The 22120-nt window shown below is 25.1% G+C and carries 19 protein-coding genes and 5 tRNA genes; 13 read left to right on the forward strand and 11 right to left on the reverse strand.

Going from position 1 to position 22120, the window contains the following annotated elements; translation table 11 throughout:
* The first annotated feature begins 52 nt into the window (after positions 1-52).
* On the forward strand, positions 53-400 hold the full coding sequence (gene rplS / locus BAKON_RS02025) for a 50S ribosomal protein L19 (protein WP_014499541.1): 348 nt from the start codon (positions 53-55) through the stop codon (positions 398-400).
* A gap of 83 nt (positions 401-483) precedes the next feature.
* Here rplS and tldD read toward each other — a convergent pair whose 3' ends face one another.
* Positions 484-1935: a metalloprotease TldD gene (gene tldD / locus BAKON_RS02030; protein ID WP_014499542.1), complete on the reverse strand. Its 1452-nt coding sequence runs from the start codon at positions 1933-1935 to the stop codon at positions 484-486.
* 125 nt (positions 1936-2060) lie between these two features.
* Between tldD and aroQ the strand changes: the two genes are divergently transcribed.
* Positions 2061-2513 carry a type II 3-dehydroquinate dehydratase gene (aroQ, locus tag BAKON_RS02035; protein WP_014499543.1) on the forward strand — a complete coding sequence of 151 codons (453 nt, stop codon included), beginning with the start codon at positions 2061-2063 and terminating at the stop codon, positions 2511-2513.
* Positions 2514-2657: 144 nt separating this feature from the next.
* On the opposite strand, the gene fis is transcribed toward aroQ, so the two are convergent.
* The gene (gene fis / locus BAKON_RS02040; RefSeq protein ID WP_014499544.1) at positions 2658-2954 is read right to left on the reverse strand and encodes a DNA-binding transcriptional regulator Fis; all 297 of its coding nucleotides are present in this window, start codon (positions 2952-2954) and stop codon (positions 2658-2660) included.
* Between the two features lie 164 nt (positions 2955-3118).
* The gene (gene rluD, locus BAKON_RS02045; RefSeq protein WP_050793195.1) at positions 3119-4060 is read right to left on the reverse strand and encodes a 23S rRNA pseudouridine(1911/1915/1917) synthase RluD; all 942 of its coding nucleotides are present in this window, start codon (positions 4058-4060) and stop codon (positions 3119-3121) included.
* A gap of 139 nt (positions 4061-4199) precedes the next feature.
* Between rluD and BAKON_RS02050 the strand changes: the two genes are divergently transcribed.
* From BAKON_RS02050 to gshA, 6 genes are all read left to right on the forward strand, one after another.
* Complete coding sequence (locus tag BAKON_RS02050) at positions 4200-4943, forward strand: outer membrane protein assembly factor BamD (RefSeq protein WP_014499546.1); 744 nt, start codon at positions 4200-4202, stop codon at positions 4941-4943.
* A gap of 171 nt (positions 4944-5114) precedes the next feature.
* Complete coding sequence (alaS, locus tag BAKON_RS02055; protein ID WP_014499547.1) at positions 5115-7751, forward strand: alanine--tRNA ligase; 2637 nt, start codon at positions 5115-5117, stop codon at positions 7749-7751.
* Between the two features lie 183 nt (positions 7752-7934).
* Complete coding sequence (gene csrA, locus BAKON_RS02060) at positions 7935-8120, forward strand: carbon storage regulator CsrA (protein ID WP_014499548.1); 186 nt, start codon at positions 7935-7937, stop codon at positions 8118-8120.
* A gap of 157 nt (positions 8121-8277) precedes the next feature.
* Positions 8278-8366: transfer RNA gene (locus tag BAKON_RS02065), tRNA-Ser, on the forward strand.
* Between the two features lie 21 nt (positions 8367-8387).
* Positions 8388-8461: transfer RNA gene (locus BAKON_RS02070), tRNA-Arg, on the forward strand.
* A gap of 115 nt (positions 8462-8576) precedes the next feature.
* Positions 8577-10133 (forward strand): glutamate--cysteine ligase, encoded by a 1557-nt coding sequence (gene gshA, locus BAKON_RS02075; RefSeq protein ID WP_014499549.1) that lies wholly within the window; start codon positions 8577-8579, stop codon positions 10131-10133.
* A gap of 134 nt (positions 10134-10267) precedes the next feature.
* Here gshA and metK read toward each other — a convergent pair whose 3' ends face one another.
* On the reverse strand, positions 10268-11407 hold the full coding sequence (gene metK / locus BAKON_RS02080) for a methionine adenosyltransferase (protein WP_014499550.1): 1140 nt from the start codon (positions 11405-11407) through the stop codon (positions 10268-10270).
* Positions 11408-11782: 375 nt separating this feature from the next.
* On the opposite strand from metK, the gene BAKON_RS02085 reads away from it, so the two are divergent.
* Together BAKON_RS02085 and BAKON_RS02090 are read left to right on the forward strand one after the other, a co-directional pair.
* Positions 11783-12412 carry an endonuclease gene (locus BAKON_RS02085; protein WP_079172772.1) on the forward strand — a complete coding sequence of 210 codons (630 nt, stop codon included), beginning with the start codon at positions 11783-11785 and terminating at the stop codon, positions 12410-12412.
* 12 nt (positions 12413-12424) lie between these two features.
* Positions 12425-13168, forward strand: a complete 744-nt coding sequence (locus BAKON_RS02090; protein ID WP_014499551.1) for a 16S rRNA (uracil(1498)-N(3))-methyltransferase — start codon at positions 12425-12427, stop codon at positions 13166-13168.
* A gap of 57 nt (positions 13169-13225) precedes the next feature.
* Here BAKON_RS02090 and rpiA read toward each other — a convergent pair whose 3' ends face one another.
* From rpiA to BAKON_RS02110, 4 genes are all read right to left on the reverse strand, one after another.
* Entirely contained in the window at positions 13226-13894 is a 669-nt protein-coding gene (gene rpiA, locus BAKON_RS02095; protein WP_014499552.1) for a ribose-5-phosphate isomerase RpiA, read from the reverse strand.
* A gap of 191 nt (positions 13895-14085) precedes the next feature.
* Positions 14086-14160 (reverse strand) — tRNA-Gln (locus BAKON_RS02100).
* A gap of 93 nt (positions 14161-14253) precedes the next feature.
* Positions 14254-14335: transfer RNA gene (locus BAKON_RS02105), tRNA-Leu, on the reverse strand.
* A gap of 17 nt (positions 14336-14352) precedes the next feature.
* Positions 14353-14429 (reverse strand) — tRNA-Met (locus tag BAKON_RS02110).
* 100 nt (positions 14430-14529) lie between these two features.
* Here BAKON_RS02110 and glnS point away from each other — a divergent pair.
* The 3 genes from glnS to eno all read left to right on the forward strand — a co-directional run bounded on the left by glnS (position 14530) and on the right by eno (position 19389).
* The gene (gene glnS / locus BAKON_RS02115; RefSeq protein ID WP_014499553.1) at positions 14530-16230 is read left to right on the forward strand and encodes a glutamine--tRNA ligase; all 1701 of its coding nucleotides are present in this window, start codon (positions 14530-14532) and stop codon (positions 16228-16230) included.
* A 176-nt stretch (positions 16231-16406) separates the two neighbouring features.
* The gene (locus BAKON_RS02120) at positions 16407-18047 is read left to right on the forward strand and encodes a CTP synthase (protein ID WP_014499554.1); all 1641 of its coding nucleotides are present in this window, start codon (positions 16407-16409) and stop codon (positions 18045-18047) included.
* A 19-nt stretch (positions 18048-18066) separates the two neighbouring features.
* Positions 18067-19389: a phosphopyruvate hydratase gene (gene eno / locus BAKON_RS02125; RefSeq protein ID WP_014499555.1), complete on the forward strand. Its 1323-nt coding sequence runs from the start codon at positions 18067-18069 to the stop codon at positions 19387-19389.
* Positions 19390-19804: 415 nt separating this feature from the next.
* On the opposite strand, the gene BAKON_RS02130 is transcribed toward eno, so the two are convergent.
* The 3 genes from BAKON_RS02130 to ispD form a co-directional block, all read right to left on the reverse strand.
* Positions 19805-20665, reverse strand: coding sequence for a peptidoglycan DD-metalloendopeptidase family protein (locus tag BAKON_RS02130; protein WP_226989522.1), 861 nt, complete (start codon positions 20663-20665; stop codon positions 19805-19807).
* Positions 20666-20900: 235 nt separating this feature from the next.
* Positions 20901-21386 (reverse strand): 2-C-methyl-D-erythritol 2,4-cyclodiphosphate synthase, encoded by a 486-nt coding sequence (gene ispF, locus BAKON_RS02135; protein WP_014499557.1) that lies wholly within the window; start codon positions 21384-21386, stop codon positions 20901-20903.
* Positions 21387-21409: 23 nt separating this feature from the next.
* Positions 21410-22117 carry a 2-C-methyl-D-erythritol 4-phosphate cytidylyltransferase gene (gene ispD, locus BAKON_RS02140; RefSeq protein WP_014499558.1) on the reverse strand — a complete coding sequence of 236 codons (708 nt, stop codon included), beginning with the start codon at positions 22115-22117 and terminating at the stop codon, positions 21410-21412.
* Positions 22118-22120: the final 3 nt, after the last annotated feature.

A 22120-nucleotide genomic window follows, 5' to 3' on the forward strand; every position in this document is an offset into this window, starting at 1 on the left:
TCAAAAAAAATAATTATTAATTTCTTTAAGTGTCTGAATTAAAGAGGAAATCATGCTCAATATAATTCAAAAAATAGAAAAAAAACAAATCAAAAAAAATATACCTGTTTTTAGACCTGGAGATACTGTAGAAGTTAAAGTATGGGTTATTGAAGGATCTAAAAAACGTCTACAATCTTTTGAAGGAATTGTGATAGCAATAAAAAATCGTGGTTTAAATTCATCTTTTACCGTCCGTAAAATTTCTAATGGAGAAGGTGTTGAACGGGTCTTTCAAACGCATTCTCATAGCATTAATGAAATTCTTATTAAAAGAAAAGGTTTAGTTAGAAAAGCAAAATTATATTACTTAAGAACCCTAACCGGAAAAGCAGCTCGTATTAAAGAAAGACTAAATTGATTTTAATATGCAGTCATGACATAATTCTTGACTGCATTATTTTTTATAATATATAAATCATAATAAATTTTTATTCAAGAAAATTACACAGTTCCACCTATAGTTAAACTTTCCAATTTCATAGATGGTTGACCTATTCCAACGGGAATGTTTTGACCATCTTTACCACAGACACCTATTCCTGGATCCATTTTTAAATCATCACCAACCATTGATATTTTTTGCATAACTTCTAAACCTGAACCTATTAGAGTTGTATTTTTGATTGGTGTAATAATTTTGCCTTTCTTTATCAAGTAAGCTTCTGAGGTAGAAAAAACAAATTTACCAGAAGTAATATCTACTTGACCTCCGGAAAAATTTACAGCATACACTCCATAATCAACACTTTTAATTATATCATTTATTTTAGATTTTCCAGATAACATATAAGTGTTAGTCATACGAGGCATAGGTAAACATGAATAAGATTCACGACGTCCGTTACCGGTAGATTCCATACCCATTAGACGTGCATTAAGTTTATCTTGCATATACTTTTTGAGTATTCCATTTTCAATTAAAACATTATATTGACCTGGAGTACCTTCATCATCTACATTTAATGATCCACGTTGATTTTTAAGTGTGCCATCATCAATAATAGTACATAATTTTGATGCAACTTTTTTCCCAATCATATTAGTGAATATTGAAGTTCCTCTTCTATTAAAATCTCCTTCTAAACCATGACCTATTGCTTCATGTAATAAAACACCTGGCCATCCAGATCCTAAAACTACTGGGAATGTTCCTGAAGGAGCTTCTTTTGAAGATAAATTCAATAAAGCTATGCGTACAGCTTCTCTAGACCAATAATCAATTCTAATTTCTTTTGAAAAATCATCTTGATTTAAGAAAAATTTATAATCAGTTCGACTGCCACCTCCACTCCGACCACGTTCTCTTTTTCCACTATCTTCTACTAAAACACTGATTGAAAATTGAACTGATGGTCTTATATCTGCTACTAAATTTCCATCAGTAGAAGCAATTAAAATTTTTTCATATGAACCTGTTAAAGTCGCATTTACTTCTGTTACACGATGATCAAGACTGCGTGCCACATGATCTGCTCTATAAAGAAGATCAATTTTTTCTCTAACAGAGAATGTTTCTAAAGGGTTAATGGCACTATAAAAAATTTGTGTTTGTTTTTTTGATAAAGTTCTTGTTTTTCCTGAACCTTTAATAAAAATTATACTGCGTGCTTTTTTAGTGCTAGCTCTTAAGGAATCTATTGATATTTGATCTGCATAGGCAAATCCTGTACTTTCACCTTTAATAGCTCTGACTCCAATTCCTTCATCAGAATGGTAATTTCCTTCTTTTATAATTCCATTTTCTAGTGACCAAGATTCGTGAAAATGAGATTGAAAATAAAGATCTCCATAATCTAACTTATATGCACAAAGTTCTTCTAAAGCAGTTAAAATATCTTGATGATTTATTTTATTTGCATCTAACAAAGATTCAGTAACTAATTCAAATGTCATTTAAACTCACTTAATTTATGATATTATCATAAATATCTATTATAAAAGATAAAAAAATATGATTTAATATTTTTAAAAAATTATATTTTAGCGTATTTAGTATACAATCATTTAAAGAGATTAATATGAAGAAAAATATAAATATATTATTAATAAATGGACCTAATTTAAATCTTTTAGGAACAAGAGAAACAAAAATTTATGGTAATGTTACTTTGACTGATTTATTAAAAAGTCTAGAAATAAAAGCAAAAAAACTTAATGTGTCTTTAGATCATATACAATCTAATGCAGAACATGTACTGATTGATAAAATCCACTCTTCAAGAACGAAAATTAATTATATAATTATTAATCCAGCAGCATTCACTCATACTAGTATAGCTATTAGAGACGCGTTAATTGCAGTCGATATTCCTTTTATTGAAGTTCATATTTCAAACATTTATTCCAGAGAAAATTTTCGTTCTCATTCATGGTTATCTGATATTTCTAAAGGTGTAATCTGCGGACTAGGTCTAGATGGTTACCATTGGGCGTTAGAGACAATAGCTAAAAGATTAATTAATTTAAAATAATGAAATTTATAAAAGTATGATTCGATTTATTAAAAATAGAAAAATTTTATACGATAATTAAAATATAATTTTGCACTCTCTTAAATGTTTTTTTAAAATAGAAAGTGCAATTAAAAAAGAGTTTAAAAAAAATTTTTAAAATAATTAATTCATATTATATTTTTTTAATTTTTTTCTCAATGTGCTACGATTTATTCCCATCATTAAAGCAGCACGTGTTTGATTTCCTCTAGTATATTGCATTACCATGTCTAAAAGTGGTTCCTCTAATTCAGCTAAAGCTAATTCATACAAATTATTTATATATTTTCCATTTAAATTTAGCAAATAATCTTTTAAAGATTTTTTAACTAATTCACGTAAAGGCTTTTTTATATTTTTATCTTTATTATGTGTATCAGGAAAAACTAAAAATTCTGTATTTATTTTTTTTTCTAGCATGATACTGTCAACTCTTAATTTTTTATATTATATATATCATTTAAAAGAATTATACTTAAAAACATTTTTTTATCTATTTAATAATATATTTAAATTTTTTATATAATAAATAATATGTTTTATTAAAAATAAATACAATAAATAAAAAAATTTTGTTGTGTATTTTATATTTTTAAAATAAGTTCTTGCATATCTTGCGGAAGAGGTATTGTCCAAGACATTAAATTTTTAGTAATAGGATGATAAAAAGAAAGCCGGCTAGCATGTAATGCTTGACGAGGAAATTTATATATTGTATTCATGTTTTTATTTTTTATATAATCTAATTGAATATTAGATCCGCCATAACATGGATCCCCAACTAATGGGTATTTAATATATAACATATGTACACGGATTTGGTGCGTACGTCCAGTTTCTAATCGTATTCCTATATGTGTATAAAATTTAAAACGATTAATTATTTTATAATGTGTTACTGATTTCTTTCCTGAATGATGCACCATCATACACGTTTTTTTATAACGATGACGCATTATAGGCTCATTTACAGTACCACCTGAAATCATTCTTCCTTTGACAATTCCTTCATATTCTCGAATAATTTTTCTTTTTTTCAATAATCCTAATAGATAATTATAAGAAAAAATAGTTTTTGCAATAACCATTAATCCACTTGTAAATTTATCCAAACGATGAACTATACCTGCACGAGGTAAATCTTGAATATTTTTATAATGATATAATAAACCATTTAAAATTGTTCCTTGTTTATTACCTGAACCTGGATGAACAACCAAACCAGAAGGTTTATTAATTACCAATATATCATTATCCTCATAAACAATATTTAAAAAAATATTTTCAGGTTTGTTGAATAATATATCTTCGTAAAAAGGACGAATGGTAAGAATCTCTCCGCCTAATATTTTTTTATCAGGTTGGTTTACAACAGTTTTATTGACTAACACCCGATTCATAATAATTAAACGTTTTAAGTAAGAACGAGAATATTCTTTAAATAATTCAGACAATACTAGATCTAATCTTTTTCCTAATAATGAGCAACATGATACGACAGCAGTTAATTCTATTTTTTTCAATATAATTATCCTGTAATTAAGAAATATTTTGATAATTTTAAAACTGGATCTTTAATGTTTATAGAATATAATATTCTATATAATTCCAAACATAAATATTTTTAACAAAAAATTTTATTAATTTAAACTTGAATACAAAATAATGAAAAAAAAAAACAGTATTATATTTATTTTTATGATTTTATTTTTAAACTTAACTGTGCACTCCGAATCTTTAAAAAATAATAATTTTATAGAAACATATATTCTTTATAAAGAATCTAATAAAGAATTAAAAAATGAGCATTTTGATAATGCAATATATATGTTAGAAAAAATAAAAAAAAACAATATTGCTAATTTTGATAATGACAAAGTTCAAATACATTTAATTTATGCTTATTATAAAAATTTAAATTTTAATATAGCTCAAAAAAATATAGAAGAATTTATGAGATGTTATCCAAATCATCCAAATACAGATTATGTTAGATATATAAAATGTTTAATTAGCATGTCTTTAGACAAAAACATACTTTTGAAAATTTTACCTATAAATTATCATAAAAATGATATTAATTATTCAATAAACGCGTTTTTTCAATTAAACAATTTTATTCATCAATATCCTCAAAGTCTCTATCTTATTAATGCTAAAAAAAAATTAATATGTCTGAAATATCATTTATCTGAATACGATCTGGCAATATTAAAATTTTATTTTTCTCATAAAGAATATATAGCAGTTATAAATAGAGGAGAAGAAATACTTCAAAAATATTCAGAAACACCAGCTGCACGACAAGCCCTTATATACATAGAAAAATCTTATAAAGCATTAAAAATATTTGATACAGCAAAAAAGATATCAAAAATAATTTTATTAAATCAAATTAAAGAAACTTAAAATTCAAAAAGAAAAATTAATTTTAAATATAAAATTATTGATTGATAAAATACTCTAAAATACTTTTTTTAAATATTTTTTTAATGATTATAAATACAAAAAATATAATAAATTTACTTTCAGAATACCTTGTACAATTAATATTGATTTTTATATTAACAAGAAAAAAAAATGAAAAAAACAACAAATACAATACGTCAAGATTTTTTAAGATTTTTTAAAGAAAAAAAACATGTAATTGTTCCAAGTAGTTCTTTAGTTCCACATAATGATTCTACATTATTATTTACTAATGCAGGAATGAATCAATTTAAAGAAATCTTTTTAGGTCAAAAAAAAAGCGATTATCCATGTGTAGCTACTGTTCAAAGATGTTTAAGAACTGGAGGAAAACACAATGATTTAGAAAACGTAGGATATACTTCAAAACATCATACATTTTTTGAAATGCTTGGTAATTTTAGTTTTGGAGATTATTTCAAACAAGAAGCAATTGAATATGCCTGGGAATTATTAACATCCAAAAAATGGTTTAATATACCAAAAAATAAATTATGGATTTCAGTATATCAAGATGACGATGAAACATATAACATATGGCATAAAATTATAAAAATCCCTTCCGAACGCATTATAAGAATAGGTGATAAAAATAACACTAAATATGAATCTGAAAATTTTTGGCAAATGGGTGATAGTGGACCATGTGGTCCTTGTACTGAAATATTTTATGATTATGGAAACGAAATTATAAATAATCCATTAGAATTTTTAGAAAATAAAAAAAATCGTTTTATTGAAATCTGGAATATTGTTTTCATAGAATTCAATCGAATTTCAAAAACAAAAATTATTTCTCTAGAAAACAAATCTATAGATACAGGTATGGGATTAGAAAGAATATCTGCTGTTTTACAAAACGTTTTTTCTAATTATAATATTGATATATTTCAAGAATTAATTAAAGCTATATCTAAATTGAGTACTATAAATAATTCTAATGCTATTTCCTTACAAGTTATAGCAGATCATATTAGATCTTGTGCATATATTATCGCAGATAATATCACCCCATCAAATGAACATAGAGGTTATGTTTTAAGAAGAATTATTAGAAGAGCATTAAGACATGGGCATAAAATTGGAATTAAAAAACATTTTTTTTATAAATTAGTATCGAATGTAATTCAGGCTATGGGAAATAGCGCTGATATATTAAAAGAAAACCAAGAAAAAATAGAAAAAATTTTAAAAATAGAAGAAATACAATTTTCTTATACCCTGGATAAAGGTTTAAAAATATTAAATTATGAAATACAAAAAATACATAATAATATACTTCCAGGTAAAATTGCATTTTATCTTTATGATACCTTTGGATTTCCAATTGATTTAACAGCAGATGTTTGTCGTGAAAAAAATATAAAAATAGATTACACTAACTACAAAATAGAAAAAGAAAAACAAAAAAAACAATCAAATATTAATAAAACATTCCATAAAAATTATAATGATAATATCGTTCTAAACGATACTTGTTTTTTTGAAGGTTATACAAAAAACACAATACAATCATCTGTAAAATATATTTTCGTAAATAATCAATCCGTTGCTACTATTACAAAAGATGAAAATGGAATTATTTTTCTTGATAAAACGCCGTTTTATGGTGAGTCAGGAGGACAAATAGGTGATATAGGTCAATTATATAATCAACAATCATCTTTTATAGTAGAAAATACAAAAAAATATGGAAAAATGATAGGACATATTGGAAAATTAATTTCAGGAAAGATTACAGTTAATGATCCAATTTATAGTCAAATTGATAAAAATCACAGACATTTTATTCAATTGAATCATTCCGCAACACATTTATTACACGCTGCATTACGAAAAATTTTAGGAAATAATGTTAGTCAAAAAGGATCTTTAGTAACTAATAAATATTTAAGATTTGATTTTTCTTATTTTGCGCCAATAGAAATGTCTCAAATACAGAAAATTGAACATGTTGTTAACATGAAAATTCGAAATAATATTAAAATTGAAACTGAAGAATTAAGTTTAGAAGAAGCTAAAAAGAAAAAAGCGATGGCTTTTTTTGATAATCAATACAGTTCTATTGTACGAGTTGTATTTATAAACAATTTTTCAATTGAGCTTTGTGGTGGTACACATGCTGAAAGAACTGGCGATATTGGATTATTTAAAATTATTTCTCAATCAAGTATAGCATCAGGAATTAAAAGAATTGAAGCTGTAACGGGGAAGAAAGCTATAGATTATTTACATGAAAAAGATAATTATATAAAGGATATATCTCTTATACTAAATTGTAATAATTTCGATATTAAAGAAAAAGCCAAAAAACTTACAATAACGATAAAAAATCTAGAAGAAAAAATAATTCAAATACAAAAAAAAGAAAATGTACAATATATAAAAAAATTGCTTAAAAATGTAACTGATATACAAGGAACAAAATTTTTATCAAATATTTTTTATGATCACGAACATAAACTATTAAGAATAATAGTTGATCAATTAAAACAAGAGCTAAAAAACACAATTATTATCTTAATAAATATTATTAATAATCGCTTTACTATCATTATCGGAGTTACAAAAAATCTATTTAAAAATATAACAGCAATAAAAATCATGGATATGATTAAAAACGAAACAAATGGAAAGGGAGGAGGAAAAAAAGAAATTGCTGAAGGAGGAGGTATTTATACAAAACAACTACTGACTATTTTAAATAATATAAAACCATGGATCAATACACAGTTGAATAAAAAATAAAAATAATAAGTATTTTTAATGTATATTTTGTATATTAAAGAAATAAAATATTGAAAAATTATTAGTAAAAAATCATTAAAAATATGTAATTAAGATGTCTTATGGTCTACGTTTAACCCTGTATTATTCATGACGCCAGGAAATAGAGAGACTGAACTCTTTTAATCTTTCAAGGAACAAAGAATGCTTATTCTAACTCGTCGAGTCGGCGAAACGTTAATAATTGGCGATGAGATAACTGTAACAGTACTAGGAGTTAAAGGTAACCAAGTTCGTATTGGTGTAAATGCCCCTAAAGAAGTTTCGGTACATCGTGAAGAAATATATCAACGTATTCAAGCTGAGAAAAAACAACACAAAAATTACTAATCAATACTGCATCTTACTATTCTTAAGTAAGATGTAGTTTTTATACGTAATTTTAAAACACGTACAATAGATGTTCCTAATATAAAAAATATGATTGACTTATATAAAAAAAAAAGTAAAATAAAATCAATAAAAATTAAAAAAATTTTTATAATCAGGTGAGATGGCCGAGAGGCTGAAGGCGCTCCCCTGCTAAGGGAGTATGCAGAAAAATCTGCATCGAGGGTTCGAATCCCTCTCTCACCGTCATTATTTAATTTTTTAACTGCATCCGTAGCTCAGTTGGATAGAGTACTCGGCTACGAACCGAGCGGTCGGAGGTTCGAATCCTTCCGGATGCAAGAAATAAAAAATACAAAGCAATCTCTTAAAAAATACTAAAACAGTATTTATAAAAATAATACATATAAAATATTTTTTCAGAAATATTTTAATATTTTAGATTAGGAAACAACATTGATACAAGATATCTCGAAAAAAATTGCTTGGTTAAAAGCAAATCCAAAAATGTTAAAAGGTATTTTTCGAGGAATTGAACGTGAAACTTTAAGAATTCAAAAAAATGGAAATTTCTCTAAAAAAACACATCCATATTTAATTGGATCAGCCTTAACTCACAGATGGATCACTACTGATTTTTCAGAAAATTTATTAGAATTTATTACACCAACTAGTGATAATATAGATTATTTATTGTCATTTTTAACAGATTTGCATTCTTTTACAGCATCAAAAATCAAAAATGAATATATGTGGCCTTTTAGTATGCCTTATTTTTCTAATGATAAAACACATATTCAAATCGCTCAATATGGAAGCTCTAATCTTGGGAAAATGAAAACCACTTATAGAATAGGACTAAAGAATCGCTATGGTGATCTTATAAATACTATTTCAGGAGTACATTATAACTTTTCATTACCTACATTTTTTTGGAAAAATTGGACAGAAAATAAAAAAAAAGAGAATAATTCTGATTATATTTCTGCAGGATATTTAAATTTAATTAGAAATTACTATAGATTTGGTTGGATTATTCCTTATCTATTTGGATCATCACCTGCAATATCACCAAATTTTTTAAAAAAAACAAAAACAAAATATAAATTTAAAAAAAATAAAGAAGACATATTTTATTTACCATGGTCTACTTCATTAAGACTAAGTGATATTGGATATACTAATACTAAAATTTTAGATCTAAATATCATGTTTAATGATTTCCATCAATATATAGAATCGTTGAAAAACGCTTTAGAAACACCATCAAAAAAATTTATAAATATAGGGTTAAGAGATATAGATGGTAATTTTAAGCAATTAAATACTAATATTTTACAAATAGAAAATGAACTTTATACTCAAATTAGACCTAAAAGAACAACAAAAAATGGTGAATCACTCGTAGAAGCTTTAAAAAATAGAGGTATTGAATACATTGAAATACGTTCTTTAGATATTAATCCATTTTCACCTATAGGTATAAGTAAAAATCAAATACTTTTATTAGATTTATTTTTAATTTGGTGTGCTTTAATCGAATCACCTAAAGTTGATAAAACAGATTTTTTATTAATTACTAAAAATTGGGAAAAAATAATTTATGAAGGAAGGAAACCCAATCAAAAAATTTATATTAATAATAAATATGAAACAAAAACATTAATTGAAATAAGTGACATTATATTTAAAGATTTAAATGAAATAGCATTAGTACTTGATGGTAATTCAAAAAATTTTTTATATCAAACAGTATGTGAAGAAATAAAATTATTTTTTCATAATCCAGAATTAACTTATTCTGCTCAATGCTTAAATTTTTTAACTAAAACAGGTATAAAAAAAACAGGTTTATGTTTAGCTCGTCAATATCATAAAGAATTTATAAGAAAAAATAAATTAAATTTAAACAAAAGTATTTTAGAAAAAGAAACTATACGCTCTCATCAAAAACAAATACAAATCGAAAAAGAAGATTTTTTATCTTTTGAAGAATATATAAAAAAAAAATAATTCTCCCATGCTATTGAACATGGGAAACACATAAAAAAAACTAATATATTCTTTCATGCTAAATATACTTTTCTATTTTATAAAAAATATTTTTAAAACATCTCATCTTTAAAAGATGAAATTTATTAAAAATTCTATTGCAACAATTCATTTACTTTATCAATTTTTTCCCATGGAAATTCATCTCTTCCAAAATGCCCATAAACAGCGGTTTTTAAGTAAATAGGACGAAGAAGATCGAGCATCTTGATTAATCCATATGGACGTAAATCAAAAACGTTACGTACTAAAGAAATCAAAGAACTATTGCTTATTTTTCCTGTTCCAAAAGTATCTATCATAATGGAAATTGGTTCTGATATTCCAATAGCATATGAAAGTTGAATCTCACAACGATCAGACCAACCAGCAGCGACAATATTTTTAGCTACGTATCTAGCTGCATATGCTGCAGAACGATCTACTTTTGAAGGGTCTTTTCCAGAAAAAGCACCACCACCATGTCTAGACATACCACCATAAGTATCAACAATAATTTTACGACCTGTTAAACCACAATCACCCATAGGACCACCTATAACAAATCTACCCGTGGGATTGACAAAAAACTTTGTTTTCTTTGTTAACCATTTATTCGGTAACACTGGTTTAATAATTTCCTCCATTACTGCTTCTTTTAAAATTTTTTGATCAATGTTTTCTTGATGTTGTGTAGAAAAAACCACAGTATCTATTCCGATTACATTCCCATTATTATATTTAAATGTAACTTGACTTTTAGCATCAGGTCTTAGCCAAGGCAAAATGTTTTTTTTTCTTAATTCAGATTGTTTTTTCATCAAAAGATGAGCATAAGTAATCGGTGCTGGCATTAAAAATTCAGTTTCATTAGTAGCATAACCAAATATAATCCCTTGATCTCCAGCTCCTTGTTGTAAAGGATCAAGACGATCGACACCTTGATTTATGTCTGGTGATTGTTTGCCAATCGCACTTAAAACCGCACAAGAATTAGCATCAAATCCTGTATCGGAATCAATATAACCAATATTCTTAATAGTATTTCGAGTAATTTCTTCAACATCTACCCATGCAGTTGTTGTAATTTCTCCGCCAATTAAAACCATCCCTGTTTTAACATAAGTTTCGCAGGCAACACGTGCTTTGACGTCTTGTTTAAGTATTTCATCAAGCAAAGCATCAGAAATTTGATCAGCAATCTTATCTGGATGACCTTCTGAAACTGATTCAGATGTAAAAAGATATTCAGTCATATTTTATCTACCTTATTTTAAAAACATTTTATCTCTATATTTTTAAGAAATTTAAAATTTTTCAGTATACAAAAATTAAATATAAGATATATTAAAATGTGTATTATTTTAAATTTATAATGAAATATTACTTTATTATAATATTTTTTAAAATAAAAAATTATAACTAGATATGTATTGTTAAAATATAAAATATAGTATATTTTTAAAAAAAGAAAAACTAACGATATGTTTTTATATTTTTAAATAAACATATTATAAATATTATCTTTTGAAAACAGAAAAAATAAAAATGATAAAAAAAATATTTGTTATTATAATTAGTATGTTTTTTTTTTATCTTTTCATAAAAAAAATCATGTCAAAAAAAATACTATAAAAAATTTCTATCAAGCAAAACTTGTGTCCATTAAAATTCATCAAAATGTACCAGGTTCTTTTTACTGTGGATGTAAAATTATTTGGCAACAAAAAAAAGGAGTTCCTAATCTATATTCTTGTGGATATAAAATACGAAAAAATAAAAATCGCGCAACAAGAATTGAATGGGAACATGTTGTTCCAGCATGGCAATTCGGACATCAAAAAAAATGCTGGAAAAAAGGAGGTCGGAAAAAATGTATTTTAGACAAAAAATATCAATATATTGAATCTGATCTTCATAATTTACAACCCGCTATTGGAGAAATAAATGCAGATCGTTCTAATTTTATGTATGGTCAATTAAATAATAAAATTTCACAGTATGGAAGATGTCATATGAAAATAGACTTTCAAAAAAAGATAGCGGAACCACCTGAAAGAGCTCGAGGCGCTGTAGCTAGAACTTATTTTTACATGAGCAAAAAATATAATATTATTTTATCCAAAAAAGAAAAAAAAATATTTAAAATATGGGATAAAAATTTTCCTGTAACAAAATGGGAATGTGAAAGAGAGAAAAAAATATTTAAAATACAAGGTAATCACAATAATTATATTTATAAAAAATGTTATAAAAAATAAAAAAGAAGAAATATGAATAAGAATATTCCACGTATATATATCAAAGATAAGTTAAATCTTAATACAATTTATTTTTTATCAAAAGAGAATGCACATTATATTAAAGATGTTTTGAGAATGAAAATACGAGATGTATTAGAGGTATTCAACAATACTAACTATATTTTTTTTGCTGAAATAACATGTATTTCTAAGAAAAAAATTGAAATTAGAACTTTTAATAAACAACTAAAGAATATTGAATCTCCACTGCATATTCATTTAGGACAAGTTATTTCTAAAAATGAAAAAATGGATTTTACTATTCAAAAATCAATTGAAATCGGTGTTAATATTATTACGCCATTATTTTTTAATAATAGTTATTTTGAAAAAAAAAAAATAAGCATATTTAATAAAATAACACGTTGGGAAAAAATAGCAATTTCTGCATGTCAACAGTGCCATCGTAATGTTATTCCAAAAATTAATACTCCTAAAAATATTTTTTCATGGTGTCAAGAAAATGAAAAAAATGATGTAAAAATTATTTTTCATCCTCAATCTATATTAACAATTAATAATTTAAAAAAATCTATAAAAAATATTAGAATCATTATTGGTTCTGAAAAAGGTTTTTCAAACCATGAGATTAAAAAAATTATTCAATATGGATTTATTTCGATCAGATTAGGACCTAGAATTTTAAGAACAGAAACAGCCGCTCTTGCTGCTATTACTGCATTACAAATAAAATTTGGCGATTTAACAAAATGATATATCTTGACTATTTTAATTTTTTATAATAACTATATCTTAAAAAAACTTATTAATTTATTTTTCTTTTTTAATGGTTTTTATTCCTTTTTGCGTTCCAATTAAAACAACATCAGCACTTCTAGCAGCAAATAAACCTACTGTAACTACTCCCGGTAATGAATTAATTTTTTTTTCCATTGATACAGGATCTGTAATAGATAAATTATATACATCTATAATGATGTTACCATTATCTGTGATAACATTTTTTCGATATTTTGGTATCCCTCCAATTTTTATCATTTCCTGGAAAATATAAGAAAGAGCCATCGGGATAATTTCAATAGGTAATGGAAATTTTCCAAGAATATCTACTTTTTTTGATTTATCAATAATACAAACAAATTTTTTTGCCATTGTTGCAATAATCTTTTCTCTGGTTAAAGCTCCTCCTCCACCTTTAATCATCTCCATACGATGATTTATTTCATCGGCACTATCGACATAAATAGCAATTGAACTAAAACTTTTTAAGTTAAATACTTCTATGCCTTGTTTTTTTAATAATAGAGTAGAAGAATTAGAACTAGATACTGCTCCATATATTAAATTTTTTATTGTACTTAAAGCTTCAATAAAATAAACAATTGTTGTACCAGTTCCTACCCCAATAATAGTACCGGGATAGATATAATCTAACGCTGCCCATGCTGCTTTTTTTTTTAGTTTGTTTAAATTAATCATATAAAAAAAATTATTTTATTTTAAATAAAAATTCTAAAATAGAAAAATAGTAGATGTTTGATCCAGTTTAATTATTATCTAATATAATATTATATAAAATTAATAGTTTTAAAATAAAAGATTTTTATTCTTTTATTTCATATAAAATTATTTTCATTGAGAAATCAAAATAAAAAGATAGTTTTTTAGAGTGGCTGGGGTACCTGGATTCGAACCAGGGATGCCGGTATCAAAAACCGGTGCCTTAACCGCTTGGCTATACCCCATTCTTATAATATATAAAAATTTTTTTTGTGTAATTTTTTGAAGATTACATTGCAAGTATTTTAATTTTCTAGTATATCAGTATAACAGTAATATACGGGAGGCGAGATTTGAACTCGCATACCTTTCGGCGCCAGAACCTAAATCTGGTGCGTCTACCAATTTCGCCACTCCCGCTATAATATAATATAAGATGGTAGCTACGACGGGAATCGAACCCATGACCCCAGCGTTATGAGTGCTGTGCTCTAACCGACTGAGCTACGTAGCCTAATAAAAATATTTTTATATAATAAAAATATATTTTATAATATATAAATTGAATAATCAACAAAAATTATTTTAATTAAAAAATTAATATTAGGAATATAATGAACACTAAAATAAAAAATAATAATTTTATTTATCAAATTATTAATGAAGATTTTAATAAAAATAAAGATCTATCTTTTTACACTCGTTTTCCACCTGAGCCAAATGGATATCTTCATATTGGTCATGCAAAATCAATATGTTTAAATTTTGAACTCGCAAATATATATAAGGGACGATGTAATCTTCGATTTGATGATACAAATCCAATGAAAGAAAACATCAAATATATTAATTCTATCAAATATGATATTCATTGGTTAGGTTATAAATGGTATGGTAATATTCGTTATTCTTCTGAATATTTTTTAAAACTATATCAATATGCACAAGAACTAATTGAAAAAGGTTTAGCTTATGTAGATCAATTAACAAAAGAACAAATACGTGAATATAGAGGAACTTTAAATACTCCTGGTAAAAACAGTCCCTATAGAAATAGAACTATTGAAGAAAATAGACAACTTTTCAATAAAATGAAAAAAGGAGAATTTTCTGAAGGAGAAGCATGTTTACGTGCTAAAATAGATATGAAATCTTCTTTTATGGTTATGCGAGATCCTGTTTTATATCGAATTATTTTTACTGAACATCATCAAACTCAAAAAAAATGGTGCATATATCCCATGTATGATTTTGCGCATTGTCTTTCGGATTCAATTGAAGGTATTACTCATTCGTTATGTACATTAGAATTTCAAGATAATAAACGTTTATATAACTGGATTTTAAAAAATACTAGTGTTAAACACTATCCTAAACAATATGAATTTTCTCGACTAAATCTAGAATTTTCAATTCTATCTAAAAGAAAGATAAAAATACTTATCGATAAAAATATAATAAAAGAATGGAACGATCCTCGAATACCTACACTATCTGGTTTGCGAAGAAAAGGATATACACCATCGTCTATTAAATTATTTTGTCAAAAAATCGGTGTAACTAAACAAAATAATTTAATAGAGTTATCTATGCTAGAACATTGTATTCGAAAAGAATTGAATCAGACTGCTATACGTACAATGGCTGTTTTAGAGCCAATTAAAGTTTTTTTATATAATCTAGATCAAAATCATGAAGAAAAATTTATAGTTCCAAATCACCCTAATAATCCTGCAATGGGAACTCATAAAATTATTTTTACTAATACCTTATATATTGAACGCTCAGATTTTAAAGAAAAATATGATAAAAAATATAAAAGATTAAAAATTGGAGAGAAAATACGATTAAGATATTCTTATATAATTAAAGCTGAAAAAATAGAAAAAGATCAATATAATAATATTATTAATATAATATGTTTTTGTTATTTGAATACTTTAGGTAAAAAACCAAAAAACAAAAAAAATCCTCCAGTCATACACTGGATTTCAGAAAAAAATACGTTTCCAGCAGAATTTAGATTATACAATCCATTATTTAATATAAAAAATCCAGAACAACAAAAAAATTTTTTATTTCATATAAATTCAGAATCATTAATCATAAAATACGGCTTTATAGAAAAAAAAATAGCACAAAAAATACAAAAAAATAATGATATAGAATCATTCTTTCAATTTGAAAGAATTGGTTATTTTTGTCTAGATAACATAGACTCTAAAAAAGATCATTTAGTATTTAATCGCACTGTTAACTTACGCGATACATGGAACTTGAAAAAAATTGGAACAAAAAACATTACTAATAATTAGTATAAGTATATAATCTTAAAGATATATTATAAACTAAAATACAATTAAGTAAAAAGAGATAATATATTATTACAAAGATCATTATATTAATAAATATATTTTATAATTACATATCATAATAAAATACTTTAAATTAAACACTTATTCATTTTAACTCATATTTTTATATTTAGAGCATGACTAAAAATTATATTTTTATTACTGGTGGCGTAGTCTCGTCTTTAGGAAAAGGTATTGCAGCTGCTTCATTAGGAGCAATACTAAAAGCACGAAACTTAAAAATAACAATTATCAAACTAGATCCATATATTAATGTGGATCCTGGAACAATAAGTCCCATTCAACACGGGGAAGTATTTGTTACTGAAGATGGTTCTGAAACAGATTTAGACCTAGGTCACTACGAACGTTTTATTCATACTAAAATGACATTTTTAAATAATTTTACTACAGGTGGAGTTTATTCTCAAGTTTTAAAGAAAGAAAGAAGAGGTGATTATTTAGGAGCTACTATTCAAGTAATACCTCATATTACTAATGCTATTAAAGAAAGAATTATTTTATGTTCAAAAAACAGTAATATTATTCTTGTAGAAATAGGTGGAACTGTTGGAGATATTGAATCTCTTCCTTTTTTAGAAGCAATTCGTCAAATGGCAGTTGATATTGGACGTAGAAATGTTATATATATACATTTAACACTTGTACCTTATATTGCTACTGCAGGTGAAATAAAAACAAAACCTACTCAACATTCAGTTAAACAATTACTTTCAATAGGAATACAGCCAGATATTCTAATCTGTCGTTCTGAAAAAACAGTCCCTCTCAATGAAAGAAAAAAAATTGCATTATTTTGTAATGTACCAGTAAATGCTGTTATATCTCTAAAAGATGTTAATTCAATATATAAAATACCAAAATTATTAAAAAATCAAAAACTAGATAATTATATTTGTGAGTATTTTAAATTAAATGTTCCAGAAGCTAACTTAAAAGAATGGCAGGAAGTAATTGATGCAGAAAAAAATTTTAATAAAACTATTATAATTGGAATTATTGGAAAATACGTTGAATTACCTGATGCATATAAATCAGTTATGGAAGCTCTTAAACATGCAGGTTTTAAAAATCAAATAAAAGTTAATATACAATTAATTAATTCTCAAGATATAGAAAAAACAGATTTTAAAATATTAAAAAATCTTAATGGTATTTTAATACCTGGAGGTTTTGGCGACCGCGGTATTGCAGGAAAATTATTATCCATACAATATGCACGAGAAAATAATATTCCATATTTTGGTATTTGTTTAGGAATGCAAATAGCAATTATAGAATTTGCACAAAATGTTGTGGGAATTAAAGAAGCAAATTCAACAGAATTTGATCCTCAATGTAAATATCCCATTATTGATTTAATAAAAAACTCGCATAATACTATATCTAAAGATTATAATAAAAAAGAAACTAATATTAGTTTAGGTGGTACTATGAGATTAGGTAGTCAACCTTGTAAATTAAAACTAAATAGTTTATCTCAGAAACTATATAATAAAAAAATTATTATAGAAAGACATAGACATCGATATGAAGTAAATAATCTTCTCTTAAAAAAAATAGAAGAAGCAGGATTACAGGTAACAGGACGTTCCAATAATAATAATAATATAGTAGAAATTATAGAACTATCTAATCATCCATGGTTTTTAGCCTGTCAATTTCATCCTGAATTTACTTCTACACCACGTGATGGACATCCATTGTTTATAGATTTTATTAAATCAGCAGGAAAACACAAAAAAAAATTTATATAAAAATATATTAAGGTTAAATATGTCGAAAATTATAAAAGTGATAGCTCGTGAAATAATAGATTCTCGAGGGAACCCTACTGTAGAATCTGAAGTACATTTAGAAGGCGGGTTCGTTGGAATGGCTGCCTCTCCTTCTGGTGCTTCTACAGGTTCTTTAGAAGCTTTAGAATTAAGAGATCAAGATAAAAATAGATTTACGGGGAAAGGGGTAAAAAAAGCAGTTTCATTAATTAATGAAAAAATATCTAGTGTATTAAAAAATAAAAATGCTAAAAACCAAAATGATATTGATCATATTATGATTAATTTAGATGGAACAATCAATAAATCAAAATTAGGTGCAAATGCAATTTTATCCGTATCTTTAGCTGTAGCAAAAGCAGCTGCTGCGTCTAAAGGAATGCCTTTATATCAACATATTGCAGAAATTAACAATACACCAGGCATTTTTTCTATGCCACTACCAATGATTAATATTATTAATGGTGGAAAACATGCTAATAACAATATTGATATTCAAGAATTTATGATTCAACCAATTAGTGCAAAAACAATAAAAGAAGCTATTCGTATGGGATGTGAAATATTTCATGCATTAGGTCAATTATTAAAAGAAAAAGGAATGAGCACGACAGTAGGAGATGAAGGAGGATATGCACCAAACTTAAAATCTAATGAAGAAGCTTTGAATATCATTCAAGATGCGATATATCGAACTAAATACAAATTAGGACGAGATATACGATTAGCAATAGATTGTGCTGCATCAGAATTATATGATAAAAATAAAAAACAATATCAACTAAAAGGTGAAAATATCTACTTTTCTTCAGAAGAATTTACCCATTATTTAGAGAAATTATCTAAAAAATATCCTATAGTTTCAATTGAAGACGGACAAGATGAATCTGATTGGGAAGGATTTCTATATCAAACAAAAATATTAGGTCGTAAAATGCAACTAGTAGGAGACGATTTATTTGTTACGAATGCAAATATTTTAAAAAAGGGAATAGAAAAAGGTATTGCAAATTCTATATTAATTAAGCTAAACCAAATTGGTACATTGACTGAAACTCTTGAAGCCATAAAAATAGCAAAAAAAGCAAACTATAGCGTTATTATTTCTCATCGTTCAGGTGAAACAGAAGATGCTTCTATAGCAGATTTATCTGTAGGAACTGCATCAGGGCAAATTAAAACTGGCTCTATGAGTCGTTCTGATAGAACTGCAAAGTATAATCAATTAATTAGAATTGAAGAAAATTTAGGTAAAAAGAATGCACCTTTCTATGGTTTAAAAGAAATTAAATCAGCATCTAGTTTTACATATAAAAAATAAAATCTTAAAAAGAATCAGGTATTTTAAAAACATGCCTGCTTCTTATTTAATAAGAATTTTTAAAAATAGAAAATTTTAAATAAAAATATCATTTTTTTATTTTATTTAAAAGACATCTAGTTTTATATAAATAAATTATTTTTAAAATACTAATCTGTTAATTTGAAATTTTACTAGTAATATTTTGATAAAATTTATAATCTAAAATAGTCTCTAATACGCTTAAATATTAATAAAAAATAATATAATACCTATCTATTTTCCTACTTTATACTTTAGTTTTATAAAAAAAATAAAAATTATTACTATGTAATTTTCTATATTCACATTGTTTAACAAAATAAAATTAAATATTATAGTTTTGAGATTGATAAAATATATACGATTTAATTTAAATCATAAAAATCTAAAAAAATTAGATATGTATATTGATTTTAGGTAAAACATTTAATGGATTTATAGAACTTCCCAAATAACGTATTTCAAAATAAAGTCGTGCCAGATTAGTATCTGATGAAGTTCCCATTGTAGCAATTTGCTGTTTTTTATATACTTTATCTTTTTCTTTCACCAAAACTAAATCATTAAAAGCATAAATACTAAGATAATTTTTATTGTGTCTGATAATAATTAATCGACCGTATTTTTTAAATAAATCAGTAATAAAAATAACTTCTCCTGCAGCTGCAGCTAAAACTGGTTGTCCTTTAAAACCAGCAATCTCTATGTTTTTATCACTAAATTTGTTATTATAAAAATATTTAATATTTATATTGTTTACAGGCCAAGACCAATTATTAGAAAAATTATAAGATTTTAAATTTGTAAAATTATTATTCTTTTTTAATTGTAAGCCACAAAAAAAACATATTTTAGTCGATTTTATATTGTTTTTTAAAAAATTTATGGTATTCAGCGGTGTTTTAAAAATGAATTCACAAGAGATATCTTTTCGAATAGTATTGTTTTTTGAATTAATAATAGAACAATCATGTTTATTTGTACTAATCAAAAAATCTCCCATCCATATTTTTTGACCTATAAATATTTTATAAGGTTTTTTAATAGAATTAAATTTAGATAGCTCATAATAATTGTAACCAGAATTCTTAGCAATAGAATAAAGAGTGTCTTTTGATTTTACAATATAAAATATTTTAAATCTATTTTTTTGGAAAAAACCAATAAAATGATCGTTACTAATAATAATCTTTTCTTTTTCTGATGAAAACATTTTTTTAGATTTTAAAAATGAAAAACATTCTTTTTTCTTCAAAAATACAAAATCTTTTATATATTTCTTATTAAAATAAAAACTCGAATAATACTTCTTATTATTAGAAAAACTAAATGCAAAATCACTAAAAACAAATAATAAAAATATTAAATATAATAATTTAAATAAAAAATTTTTTAATTTCATTAACTTTTATCCAATTAACTTAACAAAAAACAAATTTTTTACATGATATTTTTATATATTTAAAAAATTAAAAAAATATCTTATCTATTTAAATATATTTTTTATTTTTTATTAACATGACAATTGCATGACAAGCGATTCCTTCTCTTCTTCCAATACATCCTATTTTTTTAGAACTAGTAGATTTAATACTGATATTATTAATTTGAGTATCAAGATCTAATGATAAATTTGATCTCATAAAAAATACATAAGGTGAAATTTGCGGATATTCTGCAATAATTGTAATATCTATATTAGATATATCATAATTCATTAATTTAATTTTTTTCCAAATTTTTTTTAATAATATTCTACTATCAATATTTTTATATATTTTATTATCACTTGGAAAGAAGGTTCCAATATCGCCCATTGCAGTAGCGCCTAATAATGCATCTATTACAGAATGTATTAATAAATCACCATTAGAATGAGCAACTAGACCTTGATCATAAGGAATTAAAACACCACCAATTATTAATGGTTTTGTACTTCCAAAAGAATGAAGATCAAAACCATATCCAATTCTCATAAAAATATCCTTTTTTTTTTAATCTAAAAATTCCGATCTTTTAAATATAAGTTCGCAAGAACAAGATCTTCAGGCCAAGTAATTTTAATATTTCTGCCACTTCCTAAAACGAGCAATGGATTGTATCCACAATATTCTAATGCTGATGCTTCATCTGTTATACTGATTTTATCTTTAATAATTTTTTTTAAACAGTGTTTTAGTAAATTTATTTGAAATAATTGGGGAGTTAAAGCATGCCATAAATTCTTTCTATTTACAGTATATAATGCTTTTTCTTGTGTCAAATTGCTGTACTTAATAGTATCAGATACAGGTCTCGCTAAAAGAGCTCCTACTGGATTTTTTTTAATAATAGATATTAATTTTTCTAAATCTTTATAACTTAAACATGGACGGACAGCATCATGAACTATAACCCAATCTACATTTTTTACCGCTATCAATCCTGATAAAACTGAATTTATTCTGTTTTTACCACCAACCACTGAAATAATACGAATATTAGATGATATAGATAATTTATGAAAATAATTATCTTTTTTATTCAAGCTTACAATGATACGCACTATATTAGGATGCAATAATAATGTTGTTAAAGTATGCTCGAGAATAGTACGATTTTGAATTTTCATATATTGTTTAGGTAAATCTATTTTCATTCTACTACCTATTCCAGCAGCAGGTACAACAGCTATAATTTTTGGTTTAAATAAATTAACCAAGATCATTTT

Origin of the sequence: Buchnera aphidicola str. Ak (Acyrthosiphon kondoi) (assembly GCF_000225445.1) — a bacterium.
In the GTDB taxonomy this organism is placed as follows: domain Bacteria; phylum Pseudomonadota; class Gammaproteobacteria; order Enterobacterales; family Enterobacteriaceae; genus Buchnera; species Buchnera aphidicola_A.

What these genes read in the sequence shown, in the direction of transcription:
- rplS (WP_014499541.1), top strand. Translation starts at nt 53, where the DNA reads ATGCTCAATATAATTCAAAAAATAGAAAAAAAACAAATCAAAAAAAAT.
- tldD (WP_014499542.1), bottom strand. Translation starts at nt 1,935, where the DNA reads ATGACATTTGAATTAGTTACTGAATCTTTGTTAGATGCAAATAAAATA.
- aroQ (WP_014499543.1), top strand. Translation starts at nt 2,061, where the DNA reads ATGAAGAAAAATATAAATATATTATTAATAAATGGACCTAATTTAAAT.
- fis (WP_014499544.1), bottom strand. Translation starts at nt 2,954, where the DNA reads ATGCTAGAAAAAAAAATAAATACAGAATTTTTAGTTTTTCCTGATACA.
- BAKON_RS02050 (WP_014499546.1), top strand. Translation starts at nt 4,200, where the DNA reads ATGAAAAAAAAAAACAGTATTATATTTATTTTTATGATTTTATTTTTA.
- alaS (WP_014499547.1), top strand. Translation starts at nt 5,115, where the DNA reads ATGAAAAAAACAACAAATACAATACGTCAAGATTTTTTAAGATTTTTT.
- csrA (WP_014499548.1), top strand. Translation starts at nt 7,935, where the DNA reads ATGCTTATTCTAACTCGTCGAGTCGGCGAAACGTTAATAATTGGCGAT.
- metK (WP_014499550.1), bottom strand. Translation starts at nt 11,407, where the DNA reads ATGACTGAATATCTTTTTACATCTGAATCAGTTTCAGAAGGTCATCCA.
- BAKON_RS02090 (WP_014499551.1), top strand. Translation starts at nt 12,425, where the DNA reads ATGAATAAGAATATTCCACGTATATATATCAAAGATAAGTTAAATCTT.
- rpiA (WP_014499552.1), bottom strand. Translation starts at nt 13,894, where the DNA reads ATGATTAATTTAAACAAACTAAAAAAAAAAGCAGCATGGGCAGCGTTA.
- glnS (WP_014499553.1), top strand. Translation starts at nt 14,530, where the DNA reads ATGAACACTAAAATAAAAAATAATAATTTTATTTATCAAATTATTAAT.
- BAKON_RS02120 (WP_014499554.1), top strand. Translation starts at nt 16,407, where the DNA reads ATGACTAAAAATTATATTTTTATTACTGGTGGCGTAGTCTCGTCTTTA.
- eno (WP_014499555.1), top strand. Translation starts at nt 18,067, where the DNA reads ATGTCGAAAATTATAAAAGTGATAGCTCGTGAAATAATAGATTCTCGA.
- ispF (WP_014499557.1), bottom strand. Translation starts at nt 21,386, where the DNA reads ATGAGAATTGGATATGGTTTTGATCTTCATTCTTTTGGAAGTACAAAA.
- ispD (WP_014499558.1), bottom strand. Translation starts at nt 22,117, where the DNA reads ATGATCTTGGTTAATTTATTTAAACCAAAAATTATAGCTGTTGTACCT.